Genomic DNA, 23,641 nt, shown 5'->3' on the forward strand with positions numbered 1-23,641 from the left:
CACCGGCAAGCAGGCGTTCCGAGGTCAGTCCTTGCACTGCGGCATGTCGCGGAAGCTGTCGCGCACCGTTGCACAGGAGTGCGCCAGGCCATCCTTGTCGGAGACGCCGGCCCACCGCGTGCGGATGGATGCCAGCTCGCCGGGCAGCCCGTCGCGCAGGGTCTGGGCGGCCGCGGCCTGCCCCGACTTCTCGAGCCTGGCCGCCATGTTCTCGGTGCAGGCGCGCTGCGCGGCCTCGGCTTCCTGGCAGGCTTTCGGCAAGGCATCGCCGGCGCCGGCGGAACGCGCCTCTTCCTTGCCGCAGCTGGCAACCGCCAGCGCCAGCATGACCGGCAGGCAGGCACGCGGGATCCAGTACAACTTCATGACTTCTCCTTTTTCTTCGCCGCTGAGGCGGGGGGATTCCGGAACGAGACAATGACCAGGCCGCTTCGCTGCGCCGGTGACGCCGGCTGGCGCAAGGGCGCCGCGGCGCTGTCGCCCAGGCCGCCGCGCAAGCGCGCATAGCGGCCCAGCACTTGCGGCACGTAGGCCTGGGTCTCGGCGAATGGCGGAATGCGCGAACCGTGCCGCAGCACCGCGCCTTCGCCCGCGTTATAGGCGGCCAGGGCCAGGCTCGTGTCGCCGTTGAAGCGCGACAGCAGGCCGCCCAGGTAGGACGCACCGGCCTGCAGGTTCTGGGCCGGATCATAGGCATCGGTCACGCCCAGCATCCGTGCCGTGGCCGGCATCAGCTGGGTCAGGCCGATGGCGCCCTTGACGGAGGTGGCTTGCGGGTTCCAGCCGGACTCCACCTCCACCATGGCCATCAGCAGATGCGGATCCACTGCCGCGGCGCGCGCCGCGCGATGCGCCAGCGCAACCAGGTCAGAGGGCGGGGATTTGGCGGAGGCGGGGACGGCCTGCGTCAGGGCTTGCCCTGGCAACCCGATAAACGCGTGCGACGCCCGTGCTTGCGCCGCAGCGGGTGCCACAGCAAGCTCCGGTGGTGCCGGCCCGGCGTTGCGTGACGTGAGGAAGATCACGCCGCTGCCGCGCTCGGCATGCGTGACGATCTCGGCGCCGGCCGGAACGGTGCCCGCCAGCAGCATTGCCGCCACGACACCGCGCGCCGGCGCGGCCGCAAGCCCAGGCATCACTGTTTTGCCAGCTCCACGCGGCGGTTCTGCGCGCGGCCGAACGGCGTGTCGTTGGGCATCAGCGGATGGGTGGCGCCATAACCCCTGGCATCGAGCCGGTAGGCGGGCACGCCAGCGGCTTCCAGGTAGCGCCTGACGGCGGCGGCACGGCGATCCGACAACGGCTGGTTGCGCGCCTCGCCGCCAGTGCTGTCGGTATGCCCCTCCACGCGCAGGCGCCAGTCCGGATGCGCCAGCACCGCCCTGGCCGCACGGTCCAGCACCGGCCGGGCCGCCGCGCTCAGCACGTCGGAATCGGTTTCGAAGTTGACGCCGTAGAGCTGCACGCGGCCTGCGCCTTCAAGCGCCTGGCCGATGGGATCGGGGGCGGCCTCGGCCTGCGGGAAGCACGGCGGCGCCTTGTCCGCCAGGCGCCAGCCGCCGGCTTCGCGCACACTGTCGAAGGTGCGGGCGTCGCCCTTCACCAGCGCGGCATAGACATGGCTGCCGTCCGGGCTGAATGCCATGGCGCCCTTCTCCTGCGCGCCCTCGGTGGTGCGCCGGAAGGCCAGCAGGGCGCCGTTCTCCAGTCCGCCGGATATCGTGCCGAGCACCTGCGCGATCTTCATCTGCTTGTTGCTGTAGTCGCCTTCCACATAACAGCCTTCCACCGCCGCGCCGTCCTGGTGGAGCAGCACATAGCCGGACGAACCGAACTCCACCGGGAACTGGTAGATGCCGCCAACCTGGCGCGCCTTGCCGGCCCCGGCCTCGGGCTTGCCGTAGGCCATGAACTGCTGCAGGCCGATCTGGCCCTCGTCCTGGTCACCCGACCAGCGGTTGCCCGTAAGCGTCAGTCGCAAGGCCCCGGCCTTCACCGGCTGCGCCAGCGGCACGCGGGTATCGTAGCCGTCCTGCCCCGGCAGGTCGGCATCGTAGATCACGGTCCAGGGGCCCTGCGTGCCGCCAGCCGAGGCTTCCACCCGGGCATGGCGCGCATTGCTGCGCGCCCCGGCATCGGACAGGCCGCGGAAGCGCAGCACATCGACGGAAGCGGCCTGCGCCAGCGCAATCACCAGCTCCTGCCGGCTGCCGTTGCGCATAAAGCCGGCATGATCCGGAATCTCATTGAGCAGCGGATACCACGAGCGGTCTTCCTTGTCGCGATTGACCACGAAAGCGCCGGCCCACAGGCCGGCCACATTGGTTTCCGCGGGTGTGTCCTGCGCCGATGCCGCAGGCTGCGCCGGCGCCGACTGCGCCGCGGACTGGGCGCCACCCTGCGCGGCAGCGCTGTCCACGGGCTTCTTCTTGCAGCCCGTCATGGCCAGCAGGGCCACGACGCCCAGGCCGATAGCGGCCTTGCGGGTCGTCAGTCCAAACGTCATTCCCTTCAAGGTACTTCCCCTTCTTCTTTTTGTGATGCCGGCCTGTCCGCCGCGCGCCTCAATGCGGGGTGCGCATCAGCATGTCGATCTTCTGCAGCCGCGCGCGGACTTCGCGTTCCAGCGGCGCCAGCGCTTCCGGGCTGGCGCCGGCCTTGCTGGCGCGCGCATAGTCAGCGATCGCCTCATTCATGCCGCGCTGCTCTTCGGCCAGCGCCCGCTTGACCAGCTCGCGCTCGTCGCTGGCCGCCACGCTCGGAATCGCCGCCTGCGTGGCGCCCGCGACCGCGGCCTGCGCCAGGTCGGGCGCGTTGCCGCGTCCGGATGGCGCCGCTGCCTGCGGCACGGAAGCCGCCGGGGCCCGCGCCGCGGACGCCGGCACGGCGCCGCTTGCGGCTGGCGACGCACGTCGCGTGGTAATGATCTGCACGCCTTCGACGCGAGAAACCTCCATCGCCGCCCGCGCCGGTTGCGGCACGAACCCGAGGTTACACAACAACAGTAACGCCAAACAACCCCGTTTCGGCAAATTTGTCGAGCTTGTCGATTCTGGCATCGGTGTCTTCGGCCTTATCCCGGCAAATTTTCACAAATACTTACAAAAAGCAGCCACTGAGGGTCAATCAGTTGCCGCGATACGGCGATTGCATCCGCACGATCGCCTCGGATTCGAGCGGGATGCGCCATGCCGACGTCAGCGTGGCCCGTCCGGTACAAAAATTGGGCGTGGTCGGGGCCTCCATGCCGCCGTACGAACCGGTCGCAACGAAGTTCCGAATGCCGTTGACCAGCGAGTAGATGGTGCGGTCGGCAAATGGCACGAACATTTCGTAGCAGTAGGTCACCCGGATCTTCAGCAGGTTGGCGTCCTGGATATTGACGCCCGAAGACGGCCCGGCGCCGGTGGCGCGGTACATCAGGCTGTCATTGGGGATTTCCCGCGTGGTCTTGCCGGCGTAGTAGTCGGTTCGCCCGAAATCCCGCATCGCCGCCGGCGTCGGGTTCAGCACGTCGATCTTCGCCTGGGTGCTGGCTTCGAACTGCGCCTTGGCATAACCAATGGCATGCGCGGTGCGGTCGGCAGAGCGCACGAACAGTGGCGTCAGCCCCAGCGCCAGCCCCTTGCGCATGCTGGCCAGCCGGCCGTGGTCGACAGCGCCTTCTCGCGCGGCCTGCAAGGCGGCGTGGTCGAGCGTGGCCTTGGCCTGGTACAGCAGCCCGAACTGGATCACGCCCAGGCACAGCAGCAGCAGCGCCGGCGCGATGATCAGGAACTCCACCGCGGACTGCCCCAGGGCCCCGCGCCGCGCCCGGTGCTTTTGCTGGTGCGTCATCACCCCGCCTCCCGCATCTCCAGGGTCTGGCCCGGCGCAATCCCCAGCGCCGCCGCGCGCCCCGCGCCAAGCTCGAGCGTCTGGCGCGCGCGCCAGTGGGCGCGCACGCGCTGGCGCCCCACGCACGGGTGCACTGCCAGCACGCGCTGCCGCTTGTCGAGAAACACCACGTCGATCGCCATGCGCATGCCAAAGGTGTGTACCGCGCGACAAGGGGACAACAGCAGGGCCTCGTCTGGCGCCATCGATTCGCGGCTGAGCAGCCCTGCCATGCGCTCGCGCGCGGTGGCTGCCACCGACACGCGCACCCCGGTGTCGAGCGTTCCATGGCTGGCCCGCAGGTAGAGACGCGCCTGCCTCACAGCAGCCCTTCCTGCATGAACTTCATCACGATCGGGAAGCCGAGCACGATGAAGGTAACCGGGAAGATAAAGACCACCAGCGGAAAGATCAGCTTGACCGGCGCTTCCATGGCCTGCTTTTCGGCGCGCTGGAAGCGCTCGGTGCGCCGCTGCTCCGACTGGAATCGCAGCGTGGCGGCGAGCCCCGAGCCCATGCGCTCCGCCTGGATCACGGCGCCAACGAAATTGGTGACTTCTTTCACGCGCAGGCGGTCATCCATGCGGCGCAGCGCATCGGCGCGGCTCAGGCCGGACTTCAGGTCACGCAGCACGTGCTCGAACTCGCGCCGCAACGGGCCCTCCGGCCCCTTCTCCACCGCCTGCAGCAAGGCGCCGTTGATGTTCAGGCCAGCCTCCACGCTCAGCGTCAGGAAATCCAGAAACACCGGCAGATGGCGCGTGATCTGCAGCAGGTTGCGCTTGCGCACGTCGCGCAGCCAGATGCGCGGATAGAAGAAGCCCAGCGCGCCGGCGGCAATCATCAGCAGCGGCGAGAACGCGCCCAGCCCCAACATGGCAATGCCCGCCAGCAAGCAGAACGTCAGCGCCGAGACCATCGACAGTGACAGGAACTGCCGTGCCGTCATCAGGAACGACATGCCCGTCAGGCGCAGCTGCTCATCCACCGCGGCGCGCAGCGACTTCGGCGTGACCCAGATGAAATGGTGGTCGAAGAAGCGCACCGCAGGCCAGACCGCGCGCAGCGACGGCGGCAGCGGATCGAGGTAGTCGCGCGCCTCGTCGGGCACGGCCACGGTGAGGCGGCGCAATGCCATGGTGGTGGCGGCGAGCACGCCGATCAGGCCGGCGGCGAGGGCGAAGGCAACAACGAGCATCATGGTCGGCCCCGGTCAGACATCGATATGGGTGATCTTGCTGATCGCCTTGTAGCCAAGCAGCTCCATCACCGCGATCACGGCCAGCGTGCCCCAGCCGATCGGCGAATTGAACAGCGGCGCCATCGCCACCGGCTCCATGTGATTCAGCACCACGATCAGGAATAGCGGCAATCCCGTCATCACCAGGCCCTGCATCTTGCCCTGCGCGGTCAGGGCGCGGATCTTGCCTTCCATCTGGTGCTTCTCGCGCAGCGTGCGCGCCACCGACTCCAGCGTCTCGGCCAGGTTGCCGCCGACTTCGCGCGAGATCGTGATGGCCGCGGTCACCATCAGGAAGTCCGGCACCGGGATGCGCTTTTCCATGTTGCGCAGCGCGTCCATCAGGTCCACGCCAAGCCGGACTTCGCGCATCAGCAGGTCAAACTCCTGCGAGATCGGCGGGCGCGACTCGGCCACCACGCTTTCCAGCGCCATCGGGAAGCTGGCGCCGGCGCGCAGCGCGCTTGACATCATCAGCAGCGCATCCGGCATCTGGTCTTCGATGGCCATCAGGCGCTTGCGCTGCATCTTCTTCACCAGCGCGCGCGGCAGCAGCAGGCTCACCGGAATGCTGAGCACCGCGAAGAACACGTTCTGCGATACCAGGTAGGTCAGCAGCGGCAGCGCGAATACCGCCACCACCGAGATGCCAGCCACCTGCCGCATGTTGATGAAGATGAAAAGATCGGCCAGCGAGGCTTCGACCTCGGTGGCCAGCGTCCGCGTGTGCCGCACGAACCAGCGCTTGCCCTGCGACAGCACCGCCCACGCGATCAGTACGGTCATCAGGAAGGCGCCGCACAGCACCAGGGCAAGGTTCATATGGCCTCCTTACTCGTCGCGGGCGGTGAAGATGCCCGTATTGACCTGGATGCCGCGCCGGATCAGGTCCTGGTAGAAGTCCGGGATATACGAGGTGGCGACATAGCGCCCCTTGACCTTCCCGTCGGCACCGTAGCCCTCCTCGCGGAACATGAAGACGTCCTGCAACTGCACCACGCCCGTTTCCATGCCGCTGACCTCGGTGATATGCGTCACGCGCCGCGAGCCACAGGAAAAGCGGGTCTGCTGCACGATCACGTCGACCGCCGAGCAGACCTGCTCGCGAATGGCCTGCACCGGCAGGTCCAGACCCGCCATCAGCGTCATCACCTCAAGACGCGACAGGCAGTCCCGCGGCGAGTTGGCGTGGGCCGTCGTCAGCGAGCCGTCATGGCCGGTGTTCATGGCCTGCAGCATGTCCAGCGCTTCCCCGCCCCGGCACTCGCCAACGACAATGCGGTCCGGACGCATGCGCAGGCAGTTCTTGACCAGGTCGCGGATCGTTACCGCACCCTTGCCTTCCATATTGGGCGGCCGCGCCTCCAGCGACACCAGGTTGGGCTGCGACAGCTGCAGCTCGGCCGCATCCTCGACCGTCACGATGCGTTCATCGTCCGGAATAAAGCTCGACAGCACGTTCAGCAGCGTAGTCTTGCCCGAGCCCGTGCCGCCGGAAATCACGATATTGGCGCGTCGCTCCACGGCGGTGCGCAGGAACTCCAACATTTCGGGCGACAGCGAGCCGAAGCCGACCAGGTCTTCGCCCCTGAGCTTCTTGCGCGAGAACTTGCGGATGGTGATGTTCGGCCCCTTGAGGGCGAGCGGCGGGATCACCGCATTCACGCGCGAGCCATCCGGCAGGCGCGCATCGACCATCGGCGAGCTCTCATCGATGCGCCGTCCCAGCGGCGCCACGATGCGCTCGATGGCGCCCAGCACGGCGCGGTCGTCGGTAAAGATCACCGGCGACCGCGTCAGCCTGCCGGCGCGCTCGACGAAGATCTCGTCATGGCAGTTGACCATGATTTCCGAGACCGCGTCATCGTCGAGCAGCTCTTCCAGCGGGCCCAGCCCGATCACCTCGTCGAAGACGCTCTGCTTGAGCGCGTCCAGCGGGATCTCCTGGTTGCGGAACACACTCTCCGTCAGGATGTCGTCCAGCAGCGAGCCCACCAGTTCGCGCAATTCGCCCTCGTCCATGCGCGCGACATTGACGCGGCGCAGGTCGAGCGCCGCGATCAGGCGCTGGTGCGCCTGCTTGCGCAGTTCCACGCCGCGCAGCGAGTTGATGGGCGCGCGCAGTGCCTCGTCTGCCGGCGGTGCCGGCACCGCACGGACAGGCGCAGCTTTGGCGGCCACCGGGACCGGTAGCGGCGCTGGCGCTGGCACTGGCGGCCTGGGAGCGGGCACGGCTGCGCGCGGCACCGGCGCGCTTTGCGGCCGCAATGGCGGTACGGTCGCCGTCTCGGCTGGCGGCGGCAGCGGCGCCGCTGCCGGCCGGTAAGGCGCGGGAGCGCCGCCCTGCGGTGGTTGGGCGTGGTCCTGCTGCGGCGGCGAGGGCTGCGCCGCCACGCCCGTGCCCGCTCGCCCGGGCTCGGATACGACCGACAGCACGAACCCGCCGATCTCGATCTGATCGGCCGCCGCCAGCGGACCGTAGCGCGTGATCGGGTCGCCGTTGATCAGCGTCGAAGCGATCCCGCCCTGATCCTCGATATACCAGCCGCCGTTGTGCCCTTCGATGCGGGCATGGACCTTGCCGATCAGCAGGCCCTTGAGCACGATGTCGCAGCCGGGATCCTTGCCGATGGTGCAGCCCGGCCCCTTGACATGGATCACCTCGGCGCTGCCATTACGCTGCTGCAGGCGGATATTGAGCATGGCCGGATCAGCCCCCCTTCATCGGGTCGACGGCGGGCGGCGGCATCGGCGGGCGCTTCTGCTCCATCACTTCCTGCTCGCGCACGGCGTTCGCGGCCGGCAGCGGGCTGGGTTCGCCAAAGCGGTGGCGGTAGTTGGCATCGACATCCGCGCCACGCTGCAGCAGCGCGGCGTTTTCCGGGCTGGCCGGGTCATAGACGACGGGGGTGACAAAGATCACCAGATCACTCTTGTTGTTGCGGAATTCGTCGGAACGGAACAATCGCCCGAGGATGGGAATGCTGCCCAGCAGCGGCACCTTGTCGACCGCCTTGGATGCGTCGGCATTGACCAGCCCCGAGATCGCCAGCGTTTCGCCCGCGCGGATCGAGGTCTCGGAGGTGGTGCGGCGCGTCAGGAATGCCGGGAAGCCGCCGAACGATATCGACGGATCGATCTGGCTGATCTCGGTCTCCAGCGTGGTGGAAATGACGTTGTCGACGTTCACCGCCGGGCGGATGTTGAGCTTGATGCCGTACGGCTTGTAGTCCACATCGGTGGTGCCGAACGCGCCTGCCTTGGGAATCGGCACTTCGCCGCCGGCCAGGAAGGTGGCCAGCCCGCCGCTCTTGCTGTTGAGCTCCGGCGCGGCAAGCACGTAGGCATCGCCATCGGAAATGGCCAGGTTGATGCGCGAGAAGATGGTCGTGGCAATGCCCAGATAGAAGCCGCTGGCGGCGCCGGCCACCTGGCTCGGGGTATCGGTGAAGGTGGCCGCGTCGGTGGACGGCAGGGTGCGATAGCGCCCGGTATGCACCGGATTGCCCGCGAACGCGATCTGCGGGCCGTTGAAGCTCTGCTGCCAGGCGATACCCAGCTTCTCCATGCCACGCCGGGTGATCTCCATGATGTGCACCTTGAAGTGCACGGTCTTCTTCAGGGCATCGCCTTCATCGGCGCGCACCAGGTTGACCACGCTGTCCAGGCCCGAGGTGGCGGTCCTGATCAGCGGCGCCATCTGCGGATCGACGATACCCGACAGCACCACGCTGGGGCCCACCACTTCGATCTTCAGGCCGCGCACGCTGCCCAGCGACGCCCGCAGGCGCTGGGCCACGTCGGCCGTATCGGCCGGTGCCACGCGCAGCTTGCCCTGCAGCGCCACGCCGCGTTCGTTCCAGACGATCAGGCTGGTGGTGCCGACTTCCTCGGCCAGCAGCAGCAGGCGGCCGTCGACCACGGTGCTGCTGACCAGCGCGCCGTTGCCGATGGCCACGCGCTTGATGGTGCCCGGCACCTCGAGCGCGCGCACCTCGCCCTTGAACAGCTCGATCGCGCCAAAGCGCGCCGGCAACTCGTACGACGGCGGCTGCGCGCCTGTGCTGGCCGCGGTGGTCACGGGCTCGGCGGCCCAGGCCCCCGAGGCCAGCGCGGCTGCCGCCAGTGCTGTCATTCCCCCGCGCGCCGCGTGGCGCGCCCCCTTACCCGTTTTCCCGTCCGGTGCTCTGTGTACCGTGACCGCCTGCAGGCGCCCGGCGTTGCCGCCGGGCTGCGCGAAAGACCCATCCATTGCGTGTTCCGTCAGTTGGTGTTCTGGATAATCTGATGTCGTGCGGCGGCCGCGCTCAACGCGAGGCCGGCCGCCCCGCCATGGCGTTGGCGGCGTTGGCAACCGCGCCCTGCTGGGCCTGGGCGATGCCGCCCGCGGAACCGCCCATGGAACCCCCATTGGCCAGCGCCGAAGAAATGGCGTTGCCGATGTCCTGCGCGGTAGGCAGCTTGGAGATCATGTTGGCACCCGCGGAACGGCCGCCGACGATGTATTCGATGGCCGCTTCGTCGCCACCGGCAAAGAGCGCGTGCTCGCTGACGGCAATCTGCGGGGTCGCGGTCTTGTCGGCCGCATTGCGCAGCACGGCGCGCAGGCTGCCGACCTTCTGCGCCAGCGCCAGCCGCGCCGCCTGTTCGGGCGACACCATCAGCGTGAGGCTGTCGTAGTCCGGGTTCGTCTCCGTGCCCTCCGCGCCTTCAGCGGCCTGGGCCTGCATGGCTTCGCCATAGTCGCGCGGGCGCACGTCCTGGCCGGTGGCGAGCACCAGCATGTCCGACATCAGCAGCCGCGCGGTCTGCTTGTCGGTGCCGGCCGCGGTGGGCGAGGAGGCGCTGATCAGGAACAGGTCGACGTGGTTGCCCGGCTTGAGCATCTTGGCCGTCGAGTTGACCATGTCGACCTCAATCGTGAAGGCGCGCTTGCCGGGCTTGAGCAGGTCGGAGAAATCGCGCGACTGCAGCGCTTCCACGTCCGCGCGCCGCACCGGCTGGCCCTGCCGCACCTGGCGCACCAGCCGCAGGTTCGCCACCTTGTCGAAGCTGCTCGCCAGGATCATGTCTTCGTAGACCAGATCAGCCGGAATCTCCCGGGCCGCGAAACCATTCCCGTCGATCACCGTGCCCGGCGCGGCATTGCGCACCGGCACCATGACGGCGACGCGGCGGCCTTCGTTCAGCTGGGCGGCCAGCTGCTCTTTCAGCGCCGCTTCGCGCCCGCTCAGGAAGCGGTAGATCCATAGCGTCAGCACGCCGGCGACCAGCACGGCGATGACAAGAACGACCCAGGGATTCCCGATGATGGAATGAATCTTGATTTTCTTCAGCATGATGTGCTTGCAGTGGCCAGACGCCGCCCGGTGGCGGTGCGTCAGGGAAGTGACAGGGAAAAGCTGTACGCCTGAAAGAAAGACCTGAACGCCGCGGCCAGCATGCTGATGACCGAGTTGTCGCCGCCGGCGACCAGCACGGCAACGACCAGCAGCGTGATCACGATGTATTCGAACGCGGCCTGCCCGCGCTGGCGTCTTCTGCGGATTGCCATCGCCCTACTCCGGCCGCGCCACGGTGATCACCGCGTCGGTCTGTCCGGCGCGGTCGACAAAGGTGGCATCCATGCGTTCCTGTTGCCGCTGCATGGCCAGCGTCAGGCCCTCGATGCGGCCGGAACCATCGGCCACGGGCGCGGGCATCTGCGCCACCGAGGCCCAGCCTTGTGCCGCCAGCCGGTGAGCCGCGCGCTGGCGCGCCGACTGCGCGTCGCCGGGCAGCCGGACCACCAGCGTGCGCCCGCGCAGGCCGCGGTCCGTGCTCTGGACATCCGACATGACCCTGGCGCCGGGCGGCAGGCCCAGTTCGCCCAATCCGGTGCCGGACGCCACCGGCGCCAGCTTGCTGACGGAGAAAATGCCCGCCACATGCCCGCCGGGCAACGGCCTGGGCTCCAGCGACAGCACGTAGTGGCAAAGCCCGTCGATCGCGCTCAGCACGTACTGGCCGCCGGCACGCTGCCCGCGCGCCGGCACGCCTTCACGCGTCCAGTACTGCCGCCACGCCTGCGAGACCGCTTCGGCACTGCCGGGAAACTCCATCGTCAACACCCGCGTGGGCAGGCCGTTGACCACCATGTCGGTGCCGACTGCGTGCGCCCTGGCAGGCGCAACCGGCTGCCGGGTGCAGTCCGTCGCGGTGGCTGCCGCGGCGGACCAGGCGAGCACGGCCGGCAGCAGTGCAGCCAGCCAGCGCATCGGGAAGTCACGTATGCAGCCTCGCATCTCAAAGGCCCCCAAGGCGGTCGGCGGGAACCACGTCGGGCTGGATGCGGCCCAGGTCCAACTGCAGGATGTCGGGCCCGAAGGCGGCCAGCCCGACCGTCAGCGCGGTGTCGATCACGCCGCCCTTGCTGGTGGGCACGGCTTCCTTCACCACGGCGAGCGTGCCGTTGCGCCCCTCAGGCGTCCAGGCGTTGGTCAGCAGCACGGTGTGGTCCTGGATCGCGAAGCCGGTCCAGCCCGGCCACAGCGCGCGCAGGGCCGCGTTGTCGCCGGCGACGGACAACCCCACCTCGGCCCGGTAGAGGTTGCGCGTGGCCAGGTCAAAGCCCGCGCTCACCGCGTTGGCCGCACCCATGGCGGCCGTGATCGGCTTGAGTGTCGCGGCCGGCGTCTCGTCCACACCGCTGCCCAGGGTCACGTCAGCATAGTTGCGCAGCATGTCGACGCCGGCATGGTCCTTCCACATCGGTGCCATGCCCGCGGGCAGCCGGCGCGCCGAGCGGTCGTCCGACGCCAGCGCGGTCTGGTCGTGCCCCAGTACGCGCTGCACGAACTCGCTGCGGATTTCTTCGTCGCCCTTGCTGGCAAAACTGCCGTGGGACGCCCGCCAGCCCGGGTCGACGGTCCAGACCGTGCGCTCCCAGCCGGCATAGCGCGAGGCCATCAGCGCCTTGTTGCGCACGTCGCTGAACTTGCCCAGCATCGCCATGCCGAGAAACAGCACGCCGAGCACCGTCATCGCGGCAATCACGAATTCGATCATTGCCTGTCCGGCGGCCGGGTTCGGCCTGGCTGGCCTGCGCATCCGCATGTCCGCTCCCTCAGTTGCCCTGTGCCGCGATCGCGGCAACGCGTTCGAGATCGCTGGTCTGCGTCAGCGATGCCTGCCAGTACGGATTGAAGAGGCTCGGGTATTCGACGCGCGCATCGGCGCGCCGCCACCCCGCCGCGCCGCGCAGGGCGCCCGCCACGCCCCCGCTGTCGGTCGGCCGGATAAAGTAGGCGCTGCCGCTGGCAAGCGCGCGCATCACGCCGCCGGCCATGCGCTCGTCCAGCGTCAGGCGGTCGCCGCCCGGCAGCACGCGCGAGCTGGTAACCACTGAAGTGTCCTGGCGCTGCGCTTCGATCGTGATCGAGGGCGCGCGGTTGAAATCGTCCGCCGGACCGGTGCCAGGCTTGGGCTGGTTGCTCAGGTCGGCGTACTCCTGCAAGCCCGCGGGCTTGTTGTGCAGGGTCTTGCCCGGACCCGACGAGTACTGCATCTGCGCTGCGATCAGCGTCAGCGGGTTCAGCAGCGAACCGCCGAAGTTGCTGTAGCCGCCGTAGCCGGAGCGGCCGGAATAGCGTCCGCCCGGCCCATTGGCCGCGCCGCCGCGGCCGACACTGGACACGGTGGGGATCGCAAAGCCGACCGGGCCGGCCGGCGTGGCCCAGACACAGGCAAGCGTGCCGTTGGCCTGCGAGGCATCGAGTGCTTCCCAGCCCTTTTTGTCGCGGCGCAATTGCGTGCCGCCGTCATGCGTGACGACGGTCACCATGATGGCCACCACCGCGCCCTTGCAACCCTTGTAGGCGGTCGGGACCGCCGTCGGCGAGCGCGGCGAGCCGCGGTCCTTCAGGAAGCCGTCGAGCGTGGCGCCGTCGGTGGCGACGTCGGCAAAGCGGTCATTGCCGGTGGCCGAACCCTGCGTGGGGTTCTGCGGATCGGTCACGGTCGTGAACCTGGTCCACCGGGCCAGCTGGACGCCGTAGCGCGCGCCAAGGAAGTAGCCGGAACTGACCGCCGAATCCGGCTGGTTGCGCTTGGCGACTTCGTCGGTCACCAGCGGCACCGCGGCGATGGTGCCGGCATGGTAGGCGCGCTGCGCCATGCTGAGCGCGGCAATGATGTCATCGAGCCCGGCCACCAGCGGCGGCAGCAGCGTGTTCAGGGCGGAGCGCACCGGCGTGATCGCGGCCTTACCCAGTTGCTTGGGGGTGGTCCACAGCAACTGCCCGTCGGAAAAAATCTTGACCAGCGTGTCGATCCAGGTGTTGTCCGTGTAGGTGCCCTTCAGCTCGTCGATCCACGACTTGAGGCTCACGGCCTGCGCCACGGCCACCTGGTTGGCCACCATCGCGCGGTTCGCGTAGGCGGCAAAATTGTAGTCGCGCGCCTGCAGCACCGCGGCGCTATAAGCAGCGGCGTCTGCCGTGTTCTGCAGCTTGGTCTTGGCACTCGTCAGCTGGCTCGCATTGAAGGCGAGATACAGGGCCAGCCCGCCAATGGCGAGGAACACCAGCGCGAAGGCGAGTGCCTGACCGCGCTGGCCGGGGCGGCTGCGTCGATGCGCAAGACCTGTTTTGCCCATGTTCCGGGATCGCGAGTGCTGGAGACAGCAATCAACTGGCGGCGGTGCCGCTTAGTTGTTCTTGCCCGTGTCGTTGCCGACGTTGTAGTTGTTCAGCCCCTTGCCCTGGTTGGCCTTGGAACTGGCATCGTCCGCGGCGCTGCCGGCTTGCTTGATGGCCTGCTTGGACGCCGAGTTCTTGCCAGCCATTTCCTGGGCGAGGCCGGCGGTCTGGTTGCGGATGGTCTGGCCGAACATGGCATAGACGCCGATCGCGGACACGGCGATGAGTGCCACGATGATGATGTATTCGGTCATGCCCTGACCTTGCTGGCGCGCTTTGCGGCGCAGGCTTGCGAATGTCATAACGACTCCTTCCATGGGAATGCACAGAAACGGTTGCGCCATAAGAAAGGCGCCGCATATGGAAGCCATATGCAAAGAAAACACTGATGCGAACGGTTATCCGGCACCAGCGGCGTGGATGCTATCAAAAGGTTCCTTAAGGCCAAAGAAGAATAATTTCAACATTTTTAATAGCATTGAAATAACCCTGCCAATGCCGCCGAATGTAACAAAAAGTAAGCATCCACAATGCGCGGAGGTTATCGGAACTATTCTCGGAACCGGCCCGTTGCCAGCAATGGGATGCTATTGAGTGTTGATTTACGGATGACAAGCCGCGCCCAGGGGCGGCAGGCCAGGTGCCGCCTGCCTGCTTGACTTCAAGGCGGACCGGGGCAGTCATACCGCCCCTGCCAGCTGCCCGTGGCATAAAATAAAGAAGCAAATAAATGGCAGAACTGGATATAAAGAACGCAGTTGAAATACTCGGGGCGTTAGCGCAGGAACATCGGCTCAGGATATTTTTGCTGCTCGCCGATTCGGGACCGGAAGGAATACCGGCTGGTATTATCTCCGCGTCCTCCAATTTACCCCCTTCTTCCGTGACATTTCATTTGAAGCAACTCGTCAGGACGGGATTGGTTAAAAGCCGGCAACAAGGGAGATTCATGATTTATTCCGCCACCACCGAAGGTATTTCGCCGGTACTCGCGTTGCTCGGCGGGAAATGCGCTTCCTTGCGCTAGTGTCCTGAGTCGGAAGTTCGTTGCAGAAATCAGTCTGTCGAGAAGGTGCGCGAGCCTAGGATCGAAGCGCTGCAAGGCTGGAGCCTTGCGAGCATTCGCGACGACGGATCGTGCGGCTTATCGGCAGACTTATGCAACGAACTTGCGATTCAGGACACTAGGGGCGCTGTCCTGACGGCGCGCCGCGCCGCCAGGCGTACCGCTGCAGGCGTCATCGCGCCCGGAGCCGGCGCGTTGCCTCCACGCCTATCTGCCAAAATTGCGGATTAAGAATCAAATATTCAAATAGTGTTACTTATGTTGTTTCAAGATCATTGCGGATTTCAGAATTCAGCCCTGGCCCAGGGGCAACACCTGGCCGCTGACGGGGAAATGCAATTGGTTCCTGCGTTTTGCCACCTTTTTGCTGTAGCGGACCAGCAGGGACCTGGTAAAACTCAATCATTCCTGCATGGTTAGCACGACAGCATTTTTATCATTTTTATCATTTATACGGTGTCGGCTTGCCATCTCACGCAAGCCCGCGACGCTGAAGTGCCAGGCGCGTCATGCCCCGAGCCGGTGAAGCCCGCGTCACTCGGGGACCGGCCGGGACTTTTCGGTAAACTACTGGCATTCCGGGACGCGCCGCGTCCCGCAGCCTGTGCAGTCCCCCTCATGTCAAATACCCACGAAATTCGCCCCGGCCAGTCCATCGAACTGCTCAAGGAACTCCATATCCTGACGCGCGACGGCAAGATGAACCAGGACAGCCGGCGCAAGCTCAAGCAGGTCTATCACCTGTTCCAGTTCATCGAACCGCTGCTGCAGGAGGTCAAGGCCGAGCGCGGCCGCGTCACGCTGGTGGACCACGGCGCCGGCAAGTCGTACCTGGGCTTCATCCTGTATGACCTGTTCTTCAAGACGCTGCAGGACGACTCGCACATCTACGGCATCGAAACCCGCGAAGAACTGGTGAAGACCTCGCAGGCGCTGGCCGCGCGGCTGGGTTTTCCGGGGATGTCGTTCCTGAACCTGTCGGTGGCGGATTCCATCACGTCGCCGCAGTTGCCGCCCACGGTCGACGTCGTCACCGCGCTGCACGCGTGCAATACCGCGACCGACGATGCGATCCGCTTTGCGCTGGCCAAGGAAGCGCGCCATATCGTGCTGGTGCCGTGCTGCCAGGCCGAGGTGGCCAGCGTGCTGCGCAAGCACAAGGGCAAGCTGCTGGCGGGCAATCCGCTGACGGAGATCTGGCGCCACCCGCTGCATACGCGCGAGTTCGGCAGCCAGGTGACCAACGTGCTGCGCTGCCTGCAACTGGAGGCGCACGGCTACCAGGTCAGCGTGACCGAGCTGGTGGGCTGGGAACACTCGATGAAGAACGAGCTGATCATCGCGCAGTACAAGGACCTGCCGCGCCGCCGTCCGGCCGAGCGGCTGGAAGAAGTGCTGGAAAGGCTGGGGCTGGAAGAAATGCGCGAGCGCTTCTTCACCGCGCCGGTGCCTGCGGCATAATCAGCCTTTTTCGGGCTCGGCCTCGCCCGCCATCCAGCGCTGCCAGCCGTCGTGGCCCAGGCGGCGCATGGTGGCCTGGTTGCGCTCATAGATATCGGCCGCATCCGGGAACGCCGCCGCCGCGCGGGCGATGGAGTCCTCGCGCAGCAGGTGCAGGATCGGATACGGCGCGCGGTTGGTGTAGTTCTCGATATCGTCCGGCTCGGTCCCGGCAAACTGGTACTGCGGATGGAAGCTGGCGATCTGCAGCGTGCCTTCCAGCCCGAGGCTGCCGAGCAGGCGCTCGGCAAAATACAGCAGGTCGTTGAAGTCGAGGAAGTCCGCCACTGCATCCGGCAGGATGAGCAGCGTGGTGTCGATCCGGTCGGGGTCGGCATCGGCCAGCAGGCGCAGTTCGCGCTCCAGTTCGTCCATCACGTCCGGCGCCTCGGTGACGGTGCTGACCACGTAGCGCACCTGCTCCTTCACATACACGCTCTTGGCGAACGGGCACAGGTTGAGCCCGATCACGGCGCGCTCCAGCCAGTGGCGGGTGGCGGCGATGACGGTGTCTGCGGAGTGAGTGGGGGAGGACATGATGGCGATGCGCGGCAAACCTTCATTCTAGCGCTGGTGCAGGCTCTATAATCCGCGGCGGAAACACCCCCACCCCTGCCGAGCCCCCTGATGCCCTCTTCCGCCACTTCCGTCCCTTCCCAAGCCAGCCTCGACGTTGCCGTCATCGGCGGCGGCCCGGCCGGGCTGATGGCGGCCGAAGTGCTGGCGGCCAACGGTGCCAGCGTGGCCGTCTACGACGCCATGCCGTCGGTCGGGCGCAAGTTCCTAATGGCCGGCAAGGGCGGCATGAACCTGACCCATGCGGAGCCGGAGCCGGCCTTCCTGGGCCGCTATGGCGCCCGCACCGCGCAGATCGCGCCGATGCTGGCGGGCTTCGGCCCGCAGGCCCTGCGCGACTGGGTGCACGGGCTTGGCATCGAGACCTTTGTCGGCAGTTCCGGCCGCGTCTTCCCGACCGACATGAAGGCCGCGCCGATGCTGCGCGCCTGGCTGCACCGCCTGCGCGAGTCTGGCGTGCAGTTTCATATGCGCCACCGCTGGCTGGGCTGGGACGAAGGCGCGCCGCACGCGCTGCGCTTTGCCACGCCGCAAGGCGAAACCGTTGTGCAGGCGCGTGCCGTGGTGCTGGCGCTCGGCGGCGCCAGTTGGGCTAGGCTGGGATCGGATGGCGCGTGGGTGCCGCGGCTGGCCGAGCGCGGCGTCGACATTGCGCCACTGCGGCCCGCCAACTGCGGTTTCGACGTGGCGTGGAGCGAAGCGTTTGCCGGGCGCTTTGCCGGCGAGCCGGTCAAGCCGGTGGCCATCGCCCTGGCTGACCGCGATGGACAAGCGCACTACCGCCAGGGCGAGTTCGTCATCAGCGCGACCGGCATCGAAGGCAGCCTGGTCTATGCGCTGTCCGCGCCGATCCGCGACCGCATCGAAGCCGATGGGGACGCCACCATCCACCTCGACCTGCTGCCCGCGCACAGCGCGGAACATGTCAGCACGCAGGTGAAGCATCCGCGCGGTGCGCGTTCGCTGTCGAGCCATCTGCAAAGCCGGCTCGGCCTCAGCGGCGTCAAGGCCGGCCTGCTGCGTGAATGCCTGTCGAAGGAAGCGATGCACGATGCCGACACGCTGGCCGCATCGATCAAGGCGCTGCCGCTGCGGCTGCTGCGCCCGCGGCCCATCGACGAAGTGATCAGCAGCGCCGGCGGCGTGTGCTTCGAAGCGATGGATGAAGGGTTGATGCTGCGCGCGCTGCCCGGCGTGTTCTGCGCGGGCGAGATGCTGGACTGGGAAGCGCCCACCGGCGGCTACCTGCTGACGGCGTGCCTTGCCAGCGGGCGCACCGCGGCGCTGGGGGCCGCGGCTTACCTCGGGCAGGCTTAAGCCGTCTTGCCGCCGACGATGCTGAGCGCCACGGCCTCGGCCACTTCGATGCCGTCGATGGCCGCGGAGTAGATGCCGCCGGCATAGCCCGCGCCCTCGCCCGCCGGGTACAGGCCCTTCACATTGATGCTCTGGTAGTCATCGTTGTTGCGGCGGATGCGCAGCGGCGACGAGGTGCGCGTTTCCACCCCGGTCAGCACGGCATCATGCAGCGCAAAGCCGGGCAGCTTCCTGTCGATCTCGGGAATGCCCTCGCGGATCGCCTCGATCACGTAATCGGGCAGCGACGTGCTCAGGTCGGTCGGCGTCACGCCCGGCTTGTACGAGGGCTCGACCGAGCCCAGCGCGGTCGACGGCCGGCCCGCGATGAAGTCGCCCACCAGCTGGCCCGGCGCGCAGTAGTTGCTGCCGCCCAGCTCGAACGCGCGCTCTTCCCACTTGCGCTGGAATTCGATGCCGGCGAGCGGGCCGCCGGGGTAGTCCTCCGGCGTGATGCCGACCACGATGCCGGCATTGGCGTTGCGCTCGGCGCGCTTGTACTGGCTCATGCCATTGGTCACCACGCGGCCCGGCTCGGACGCCGCCGCCACCACCGTGCCGCCCGGGCACATGCAGAAGCTGTACACCGAACGGCCATTGCTGCAGTGATGCACGACCTTGTAGTCGGCCGCGCCCAGCAGCTTGTTGCCGGCGAACTTGCCGAAGCGGCTGCGGTTGATCAGCCCCTGCGGATGCTCGATGCGGAAGCCCAGCGAGAACGGCTTGGCCTCCATGAACACGCCGCGGTCATGCAGCATCTGGAAGGTGTCGCGCGCGCTGTGGCCCACTGCCATGATGACGTGGTCGGCCTCCAGGTATTCGCCGTTGGACAGCTTCAGGCCGCGCACCTGGCCGCCGTCGATGTCGATATCGTCCACGCGCGTCTCGAAGCGGATCTCGCCGCCCAGCTCGGTGATCTCCGCGCGCATCTTCTCGACCATGCTCACCAGCCGGAAGGTGCCGATATGCGGGCGTGCCTTGTACAGGATGTCTTCCGGCGCACCGGCACGCACGAACTCGTTGAGCACCTTGCGGCCATAGTGCTTCGGGTCCTTGATCTGGCTGTACAGCTTGCCGTCCGAGAACGTGCCCGCGCCGCCTTCGCCGAACTGCACGTTCGACTCCGGATTGAGCACGCTCTTGCGCCACAGGCCGAAGGTGTCCCTGGTGCGCTCGCGCACTGCCTTGCCGCGCTCCAGGATGATGGGGCGGAAGCCCGACTGCGCCAGGATCAGCCCGGCCAGCAGGCCGCACGGGCCCATGCCGATCACCACCGGGCGCGGATGCGCGCCACCGGCCTGCGCGCGCGCGACGAAGTGGTATTCCATGTCGGGCGTCACGCTCCAGTGCGGCTTGCCGGCCATGCGCCGGATGGCCGCGGCCTCGTCCTGCACCTCGATATCGATGATGTAGGTCAGCTTGATATCCGAGCGCTTGCGCGCATCGTGGGCACGGCGGAACACGGTATAGCCGATCAGGCCGTCTCCCTTGACGCCGATCTGCGCGGCGCCGGCGCGCACGGCGGCGTCCAGGTCGCTTTCGGTATGGTCGAGCGGGAGTTTGACTTCACTTAGACGTAGCATGGGGAACCCGAGAACTGCGGCCGGGGGGGTTGGGCACACCAATGTGCCAGGCCGGCCGGAGCGCAATTTTATAGTCTTTTGGGCGCGGGGTCGGGAATCTGGCGGGATACGGGCTGGCGGGCCGGGCCGGTGCGGCGCCATGACGACGCCAGCCAGGCTTTCAGCCGGGGCAGCCAGCCCGGCGGGACCGTGACCGAGAACGCGCCGGCGCGGCTTGCCGACACCGCCAGCCAGCCGCGCGCGGGCACGATCCACGTGTCGCCCGCGCGCAGGCGCCGTTGCGGGACATGGCACCTGTCTGCGAGCCACTGCGGTGGCCCGGCCACCTCCAGCTCGCCCGCGCCGGCATGCAGCACGGTACCCGCCGCCACGCGCAGGCGCAAGCACTGCCCGGCCGCCAGTGGCATCACGGTTGATGTGTTGTTGAGATCTCTTTGCATGACAGGACTCCGGTAGCAGGCACAGGACTCCAGCCTATCGACCGGCCACCGCGTGCGGCAGGCACACCGCCGTACCGCCTGGACCGGAACAGCAACCAGGATTTCCGGCTGTTACGATGCAGGGGCCCCGCCTCTGTATCTGTACCGATGCGGCCAACCCCGCCACGATGCCGCCATGGACCCCACCCCGCTCTACCGCCAGGTTGCCGGCCACTACCGCCGCGCCATTGAATCCGGCACGCTCGCCGCCGGCGACCGCATGCCCTCGGTGCGCGCGCTGATGGCGCTGCACAGCGTGAGCCTGTCCACCGCGCTGCAGGCATGCCGGCAACTGGAGAGCGACGGCCTGCTGGAAGCGCGCCCGCGCTCGGGCTACTTTGTTGCCGCGCCGCTGCGTGCGCCGCTGGCCGGATTGTCGGAGCCCACCGCCGCGCTGCCCGACCCGGCCCAGTATGTCGGCATCCACCAGCGCATTTCAGGCCTGCTGGCGCGCAGCCAGCATGAACAAGTGCATACCAACCTGGGCGGCGCCTATTGCGCGCCGTCGCTCTACCCGACCGAGGCGCTGCGCAGTGCCGCGGCGCGCGCGCTGCGCCGGCACCCGGACCTGTTCGGCGAGGCGGTCGAACCCGATGGCTACCAGCCGCTGCGCGCGGCGATCGCGCGGCAGGCGCTGCGCAACCGCGTGCAGCTGGCACCGGAAGAGATCGTCATCACGCACGGCTGCACCGAGGCGCTCAATCTCGCCCTGCGCGCGGTGGCCGGCCCCGGCGACGTGATCGCGGTGGAATCCCCGACCTATTACGGCCTGCTGCAGATCCTGGAAAGCCTGGGCATGCGCGCGCTGGAAATCCCGTGCAGTCCCCAGACCGGGATCTCGCTGGAAGCCCTGGAGCTGGCCGCCCAGCACTACGACAACATCCGCGCGGTCGCGGTGGTGCCCAACCTGCAGAACCCGCTCGGCTGCATCATGCCGGATGCGCACAAGGCGCGGCTGGTGCAGTGGTGCGAGGCGCGCGGCATCGCGCTGATCGAGGACGACTGCTTCTCGGCCACCGCCGACAGCGATGCGCCGCCGGCCGCGGCCAAGGCCTGGGACGGCAGCGGCAACGTGATCCACTGCGCCTCGCTGCACAAGGTGCTGGCGCCCGGCATGCGCCTGGGCTGGATCGCCGCCGGCAAATGGCAGGCGCGGGTGGAGATGCTCAAGTTCGGCCTGTCGCGGCCCAACGAGATGCTGTCGCAGATGGCCGCCGCCGACTTTCTCGCGTCGGGCGCGCATGACCGCCACCTGCGCCGGCTGCGCACCCGGCTGCGCGCGCAGCGCGAATGGTTCGCGCAGGCCATCGCCGCCAGCTTTCCCGCCGGCACGCGGCTGGGCGCGCCGCGCGGCGGCATGCACCTGTGGGTGGAGCTGCCAGCGCAGGTCTCGTCCGAGGCGGTGTTCGACCAGGCGCTGCAGGCCGGCATCCGCGTGATGCCCGGCGTGATGTTCTCCAACGCCGGGCGCTTCGACCACTGCCTGCGCATCAACTGCGGCACGCCGCGCTCGGCGCAGATCGAGCGGGCGCTGGCCACGCTGGCCGCCATCGTGCAGCGGCTGGCGGTCTAGGCCTGGCGCCTGTTTGCAACACCCCTCCCCTTTTGCCGCCGGCTCGCCTATCCTAGTGCGCTGGTGCGCAGGGGGCGGGCCGGCTGGTCTGCGGGGGCGAAGACTGACCACGGGCGCCGCGCACCTCGGGAAAAAGAATAAGGAGAAAAGCCTTGAGCAGTGCATCCACGGCGCCGTCCGTCGGCAAGGGTGCCGGCAATCCTGCCGGCAACAACCCGGACGAATATCAGACCCTGTTTCAACTGGCACCAGTCTCACTGTGGCTGGAAGACTTCAGCGCCGTGCGCGAGCATTTTGCGCAGCTGCGCAAGGATGGTGTCACCGACCTGCGCGCCCATCTGCGCGCCGACCCGCAGCAGGTGGCGCGGTGCTCCGCACTGATCCGCGTGATCGCGGTCAACCGGCGCACGCTCGAGCTGTACCGCGCGGCCGACCTCGACGACCTGGTGAACAACCTCGACACAGTCTTCCGCGACGACATGTTCGACCAGCATGTGGAGGAACTCGGCCAGCTGTGGGACGGCGGCAATTGCTTCTCCAGCCAGACCGTCAACTACACGCTCGACGGCGAACGGCTCGACATCCAGCTCGAGGCCACGGTAATGCCGGGCCACGAACAGACCTGGGAGCGCGTGCTGCTGTCGATCAAGGACATCACCCCGCGCATGCGCACCGAGCGAGAGTTGCGCCGCAGCGAGCAGTATGCGCTGGGACTGTTCGAGCATTCGCCGGTGTCGCTGTGGGTCGAGGACTTCAGCGCGATCAAGATGCTGCTCGATGAAGTGCGCGCCGCCGGCATCATCGACTTCCGCACCTTCCTCAACGTGCATCCGGACTTTGTCTCGCGCTGCATGCAGGAGATCCGCGTGCTCGACGTCAACCAGCAGACGCTGCTGATGTTCGGCGCGGACAGCAAGGAGATCCTGCTGTCGCGCCTCGGCGACGTGTTCCGCGACGACATGCGCATCCACTTTGCCGAGCAGCTGATCGATCTCTGGCATGAAAAGCTGTGGCAGCAGCGCGAGGTCATCAACTACGCGCTCGATGGCCGTGCCGTGGACGTGTTCATGCAGTGGTCGGTGTTCCCCGGACGGGAAGCCGACTGGGACCAGGTGCTGGTGTCGCTGACCGATATCACCGCGCGCAAGAAGGCCGAGGCCTATGTCGAGTTCCTCGGCAAGCACGACGTGCTGACCAAGCTCTACAACCGTGCCTACTATGAAGACGAGATGGCACGGCTGGGCCGCAAGGGCCCGTGGCCGGTCAGCGTGGTGGCGGTGGACCTGAACGGCCTCAAGGCGGTCAACGACCAGTTCGGCCACGCCGACGGCGACGGGCTGCTGCGCCGCACCGGCGAGGTCCTGAAGAAGGCCGTGGGCGAGCAGGCCTGCGTGGCGCGCACCGGCGGCGACGAGTTCATGGTCCTGCTGCCCGGCCGCGACGAGCGCGGCGCCGCCACCGTGGTCGAGCAGATCGGCAAGGTGGTCGAACTGAACAACCAGTTCTACCCGGGCACGCGACTGAGCTTCTCCATCGGCCACGCCACCTGCCTGCAAGGCGACCGGCTCAGCGACATCGTCAAGCTGGCCGATAGCCGCATGTACCAGGCCAAGCGCGACTACTACACCGCGCTCAGCAACGAACGCCGCCGCGACTGACGCTCAGGGGCTTAGCCGGGCGCCCAAGGCAAAGAGCCGGCTTGCGCCGGCTCTCT

The 23,641-nt window shown here is 67.5% G+C and carries 25 protein-coding genes; 6 read left to right on the forward strand and 19 right to left on the reverse strand.

The features are described from left to right. Positions 1–24 precede the first annotated feature (24 nt). The 16 genes from ACZ5MJ_RS13525 to ACZ5MJ_RS13600 all read right to left on the reverse strand — a co-directional run bounded on the left by ACZ5MJ_RS13525 (position 25) and on the right by ACZ5MJ_RS13600 (position 14,096). A complete protein-coding gene (locus ACZ5MJ_RS13525) occupies positions 25–366 on the reverse strand; it encodes a hypothetical protein (RefSeq protein ID WP_464219941.1) in 342 nt (113 codons plus the stop codon). Further along, positions 363–1,136 carry a lytic transglycosylase domain-containing protein gene (locus ACZ5MJ_RS13530; RefSeq protein WP_464219943.1) on the reverse strand — a complete coding sequence of 258 codons (774 nt, stop codon included), beginning with the start codon at positions 1,134–1,136 and terminating at the stop codon, positions 363–365. Before ACZ5MJ_RS13530 ends, ACZ5MJ_RS13525 begins: the two co-directional genes overlap by 4 nt. Beyond that, positions 1,136–2,506: an OmpA family protein gene (locus tag ACZ5MJ_RS13535; RefSeq protein WP_464223720.1), complete on the reverse strand. Its 1,371-nt coding sequence runs from the start codon at positions 2,504–2,506 to the stop codon at positions 1,136–1,138. The genes ACZ5MJ_RS13530 and ACZ5MJ_RS13535 overlap by 1 nt, the downstream gene beginning before the upstream one ends. Positions 2,507–2,564: 58 nt before the next feature. After that, positions 2,565–2,957, reverse strand: coding sequence for a hypothetical protein (locus ACZ5MJ_RS13540; protein ID WP_464219944.1), 393 nt, complete (start codon positions 2,955–2,957; stop codon positions 2,565–2,567). A 169-nt stretch (positions 2,958–3,126) separates the two neighbouring features. Beyond that, entirely contained in the window at positions 3,127–3,837 is a 711-nt protein-coding gene (locus ACZ5MJ_RS13545) for a TadE family protein (protein ID WP_464219945.1), read from the reverse strand. Next, positions 3,837–4,199, reverse strand: a complete 363-nt coding sequence (locus ACZ5MJ_RS13550; protein ID WP_464219946.1) for a DUF192 domain-containing protein — start codon at positions 4,197–4,199, stop codon at positions 3,837–3,839. Before ACZ5MJ_RS13550 ends, ACZ5MJ_RS13545 begins: the two co-directional genes overlap by 1 nt. Further along, positions 4,196–5,077 (reverse strand): type II secretion system F family protein, encoded by an 882-nt coding sequence (locus ACZ5MJ_RS13555; RefSeq protein ID WP_464219947.1) that lies wholly within the window; start codon positions 5,075–5,077, stop codon positions 4,196–4,198. Before ACZ5MJ_RS13555 ends, ACZ5MJ_RS13550 begins: the two co-directional genes overlap by 4 nt. Before the next feature lie 12 nt (positions 5,078–5,089). Next, positions 5,090–5,938, reverse strand: a complete 849-nt coding sequence (locus tag ACZ5MJ_RS13560) for a type II secretion system F family protein (RefSeq protein ID WP_464219949.1) — start codon at positions 5,936–5,938, stop codon at positions 5,090–5,092. Between the two features lie 9 nt (positions 5,939–5,947). Beyond that, positions 5,948–7,819 carry an ATPase, T2SS/T4P/T4SS family gene (locus ACZ5MJ_RS13565; protein WP_464219951.1) on the reverse strand — a complete coding sequence of 624 codons (1,872 nt, stop codon included), beginning with the start codon at positions 7,817–7,819 and terminating at the stop codon, positions 5,948–5,950. A 7-nt stretch (positions 7,820–7,826) separates the two neighbouring features. Beyond that, positions 7,827–9,368, reverse strand: a complete 1,542-nt coding sequence (locus tag ACZ5MJ_RS13570) for a type II and III secretion system protein family protein (protein WP_464219953.1) — start codon at positions 9,366–9,368, stop codon at positions 7,827–7,829. Between the two features lie 55 nt (positions 9,369–9,423). Next, complete coding sequence (gene cpaB / locus ACZ5MJ_RS13575) at positions 9,424–10,455, reverse strand: Flp pilus assembly protein CpaB (protein WP_464219955.1); 1,032 nt, start codon at positions 10,453–10,455, stop codon at positions 9,424–9,426. Between the two features lie 41 nt (positions 10,456–10,496). Further along, complete coding sequence (locus tag ACZ5MJ_RS13580; RefSeq protein WP_464219956.1) at positions 10,497–10,670, reverse strand: hypothetical protein; 174 nt, start codon at positions 10,668–10,670, stop codon at positions 10,497–10,499. Between the two features lie 4 nt (positions 10,671–10,674). Continuing rightward, a complete protein-coding gene (locus tag ACZ5MJ_RS13585) occupies positions 10,675–11,373 on the reverse strand; it encodes a hypothetical protein (RefSeq protein ID WP_464219958.1) in 699 nt (232 codons plus the stop codon). Positions 11,374–11,401: 28 nt separating this feature from the next. Beyond that, on the reverse strand, positions 11,402–12,163 hold the full coding sequence (locus ACZ5MJ_RS13590; RefSeq protein ID WP_464219960.1) for a hypothetical protein: 762 nt from the start codon (positions 12,161–12,163) through the stop codon (positions 11,402–11,404). A 58-nt stretch (positions 12,164–12,221) separates the two neighbouring features. Continuing rightward, positions 12,222–13,751, reverse strand: a complete 1,530-nt coding sequence (locus ACZ5MJ_RS13595) for a pilus assembly protein TadG-related protein (protein ID WP_464219962.1) — start codon at positions 13,749–13,751, stop codon at positions 12,222–12,224. 51 nt (positions 13,752–13,802) lie between these two features. Further along, entirely contained in the window at positions 13,803–14,096 is a 294-nt protein-coding gene (locus tag ACZ5MJ_RS13600) for a Flp family type IVb pilin (RefSeq protein ID WP_464219963.1), read from the reverse strand. A gap of 58 nt (positions 14,097–14,154) precedes the next feature. Here ACZ5MJ_RS13600 and ACZ5MJ_RS13605 point away from each other — a divergent pair, with 58 nt between their 5' ends. The 3 genes from ACZ5MJ_RS13605 (at position 14,155) to ACZ5MJ_RS13615 (ending at position 16,321) form a co-directional block, all read left to right on the forward strand. Further along, positions 14,155–14,388: a hypothetical protein gene (locus ACZ5MJ_RS13605; RefSeq protein ID WP_464219964.1), complete on the forward strand. Its 234-nt coding sequence runs from the start codon at positions 14,155–14,157 to the stop codon at positions 14,386–14,388. Between the two features lie 136 nt (positions 14,389–14,524). Continuing rightward, positions 14,525–14,821, forward strand: a complete 297-nt coding sequence (locus ACZ5MJ_RS13610) for an ArsR/SmtB family transcription factor (protein ID WP_464219965.1) — start codon at positions 14,525–14,527, stop codon at positions 14,819–14,821. A 657-nt stretch (positions 14,822–15,478) separates the two neighbouring features. After that, positions 15,479–16,321, forward strand: coding sequence for a class I SAM-dependent methyltransferase (locus ACZ5MJ_RS13615; protein ID WP_464219967.1), 843 nt, complete (start codon positions 15,479–15,481; stop codon positions 16,319–16,321). Here ACZ5MJ_RS13615 and ACZ5MJ_RS13620 read toward each other — a convergent pair whose 3' ends face one another. Further along, positions 16,322–16,897, reverse strand: a complete 576-nt coding sequence (locus ACZ5MJ_RS13620) for a DUF1415 domain-containing protein (RefSeq protein WP_464219969.1) — start codon at positions 16,895–16,897, stop codon at positions 16,322–16,324. Positions 16,898–16,987: 90 nt separating this feature from the next. Between ACZ5MJ_RS13620 and ACZ5MJ_RS13625 the strand changes: the two genes are divergently transcribed. Beyond that, positions 16,988–18,253, forward strand: coding sequence for a TIGR03862 family flavoprotein (locus ACZ5MJ_RS13625; protein ID WP_464219971.1), 1,266 nt, complete (start codon positions 16,988–16,990; stop codon positions 18,251–18,253). Here ACZ5MJ_RS13625 and ACZ5MJ_RS13630 read toward each other — a convergent pair. Both ACZ5MJ_RS13630 and ACZ5MJ_RS13635 read right to left on the reverse strand, forming a co-directional pair. Next, positions 18,250–19,875 carry an NAD(P)/FAD-dependent oxidoreductase gene (locus ACZ5MJ_RS13630; RefSeq protein ID WP_464219972.1) on the reverse strand — a complete coding sequence of 542 codons (1,626 nt, stop codon included), beginning with the start codon at positions 19,873–19,875 and terminating at the stop codon, positions 18,250–18,252. The two genes, ACZ5MJ_RS13625 and ACZ5MJ_RS13630, sit on opposite strands and share 4 nt — an antisense overlap. 68 nt (positions 19,876–19,943) lie before the next feature. Further along, complete coding sequence (locus tag ACZ5MJ_RS13635) at positions 19,944–20,315, reverse strand: hypothetical protein (protein ID WP_464219974.1); 372 nt, start codon at positions 20,313–20,315, stop codon at positions 19,944–19,946. A gap of 175 nt (positions 20,316–20,490) precedes the next feature. Here ACZ5MJ_RS13635 and ACZ5MJ_RS13640 point away from each other — a divergent pair, with 175 nt between their 5' ends. Further along, positions 20,491–21,927 (forward strand): aminotransferase-like domain-containing protein, encoded by a 1,437-nt coding sequence (locus tag ACZ5MJ_RS13640; RefSeq protein WP_464219975.1) that lies wholly within the window; start codon positions 20,491–20,493, stop codon positions 21,925–21,927. A 152-nt stretch (positions 21,928–22,079) separates the two neighbouring features. Further along, the gene (locus ACZ5MJ_RS13645) at positions 22,080–23,585 is read left to right on the forward strand and encodes a sensor domain-containing diguanylate cyclase (protein WP_464219977.1); all 1,506 of its coding nucleotides are present in this window, start codon (positions 22,080–22,082) and stop codon (positions 23,583–23,585) included. Positions 23,586–23,641: the final 56 nt, after the last annotated feature.

This window comes from Cupriavidus sp. LA-1 (assembly GCF_055385985.1).

What these genes read in the sequence shown, in the direction of transcription:
- ACZ5MJ_RS13525 (WP_464219941.1), bottom strand. Translation starts at nt 366, where the DNA reads ATGAAGTTGTACTGGATCCCGCGTGCCTGCCTGCCGGTCATGCTGGCG.
- ACZ5MJ_RS13530 (WP_464219943.1), bottom strand. Translation starts at nt 1,136, where the DNA reads ATGCCTGGGCTTGCGGCCGCGCCGGCGCGCGGTGTCGTGGCGGCAATG.
- ACZ5MJ_RS13535 (WP_464223720.1), bottom strand. Translation starts at nt 2,506, where the DNA reads ATGACGTTTGGACTGACGACCCGCAAGGCCGCTATCGGCCTGGGCGTC.
- ACZ5MJ_RS13540 (WP_464219944.1), bottom strand. Translation starts at nt 2,957, where the DNA reads ATGGAGGTTTCTCGCGTCGAAGGCGTGCAGATCATTACCACGCGACGT.
- ACZ5MJ_RS13545 (WP_464219945.1), bottom strand. Translation starts at nt 3,837, where the DNA reads ATGACGCACCAGCAAAAGCACCGGGCGCGGCGCGGGGCCCTGGGGCAG.
- ACZ5MJ_RS13555 (WP_464219947.1), bottom strand. Translation starts at nt 5,077, where the DNA reads ATGATGCTCGTTGTTGCCTTCGCCCTCGCCGCCGGCCTGATCGGCGTG.
- ACZ5MJ_RS13560 (WP_464219949.1), bottom strand. Translation starts at nt 5,938, where the DNA reads ATGAACCTTGCCCTGGTGCTGTGCGGCGCCTTCCTGATGACCGTACTG.
- ACZ5MJ_RS13565 (WP_464219951.1), bottom strand. Translation starts at nt 7,819, where the DNA reads ATGCTCAATATCCGCCTGCAGCAGCGTAATGGCAGCGCCGAGGTGATC.
- ACZ5MJ_RS13570 (WP_464219953.1), bottom strand. Translation starts at nt 9,368, where the DNA reads ATGGATGGGTCTTTCGCGCAGCCCGGCGGCAACGCCGGGCGCCTGCAG.
- cpaB (WP_464219955.1), bottom strand. Translation starts at nt 10,455, where the DNA reads ATGCTGAAGAAAATCAAGATTCATTCCATCATCGGGAATCCCTGGGTC.
- ACZ5MJ_RS13580 (WP_464219956.1), bottom strand. Translation starts at nt 10,670, where the DNA reads ATGGCAATCCGCAGAAGACGCCAGCGCGGGCAGGCCGCGTTCGAATAC.
- ACZ5MJ_RS13585 (WP_464219958.1), bottom strand. Translation starts at nt 11,373, where the DNA reads ATGCGCTGGCTGGCTGCACTGCTGCCGGCCGTGCTCGCCTGGTCCGCC.
- ACZ5MJ_RS13590 (WP_464219960.1), bottom strand. Translation starts at nt 12,163, where the DNA reads ATGATCGAATTCGTGATTGCCGCGATGACGGTGCTCGGCGTGCTGTTT.
- ACZ5MJ_RS13595 (WP_464219962.1), bottom strand. Translation starts at nt 13,751, where the DNA reads ATGGGCAAAACAGGTCTTGCGCATCGACGCAGCCGCCCCGGCCAGCGC.
- ACZ5MJ_RS13600 (WP_464219963.1), bottom strand. Translation starts at nt 14,096, where the DNA reads ATGACATTCGCAAGCCTGCGCCGCAAAGCGCGCCAGCAAGGTCAGGGC.
- ACZ5MJ_RS13605 (WP_464219964.1), top strand. Translation starts at nt 14,155, where the DNA reads ATGGAAGCCATATGCAAAGAAAACACTGATGCGAACGGTTATCCGGCA.
- ACZ5MJ_RS13610 (WP_464219965.1), top strand. Translation starts at nt 14,525, where the DNA reads ATGGCAGAACTGGATATAAAGAACGCAGTTGAAATACTCGGGGCGTTA.
- ACZ5MJ_RS13615 (WP_464219967.1), top strand. Translation starts at nt 15,479, where the DNA reads ATGTCAAATACCCACGAAATTCGCCCCGGCCAGTCCATCGAACTGCTC.
- ACZ5MJ_RS13620 (WP_464219969.1), bottom strand. Translation starts at nt 16,897, where the DNA reads ATGTCCTCCCCCACTCACTCCGCAGACACCGTCATCGCCGCCACCCGC.
- ACZ5MJ_RS13625 (WP_464219971.1), top strand. Translation starts at nt 16,988, where the DNA reads ATGCCCTCTTCCGCCACTTCCGTCCCTTCCCAAGCCAGCCTCGACGTT.
- ACZ5MJ_RS13630 (WP_464219972.1), bottom strand. Translation starts at nt 19,875, where the DNA reads ATGCTACGTCTAAGTGAAGTCAAACTCCCGCTCGACCATACCGAAAGC.
- ACZ5MJ_RS13635 (WP_464219974.1), bottom strand. Translation starts at nt 20,315, where the DNA reads ATGCAAAGAGATCTCAACAACACATCAACCGTGATGCCACTGGCGGCC.
- ACZ5MJ_RS13640 (WP_464219975.1), top strand. Translation starts at nt 20,491, where the DNA reads ATGGACCCCACCCCGCTCTACCGCCAGGTTGCCGGCCACTACCGCCGC.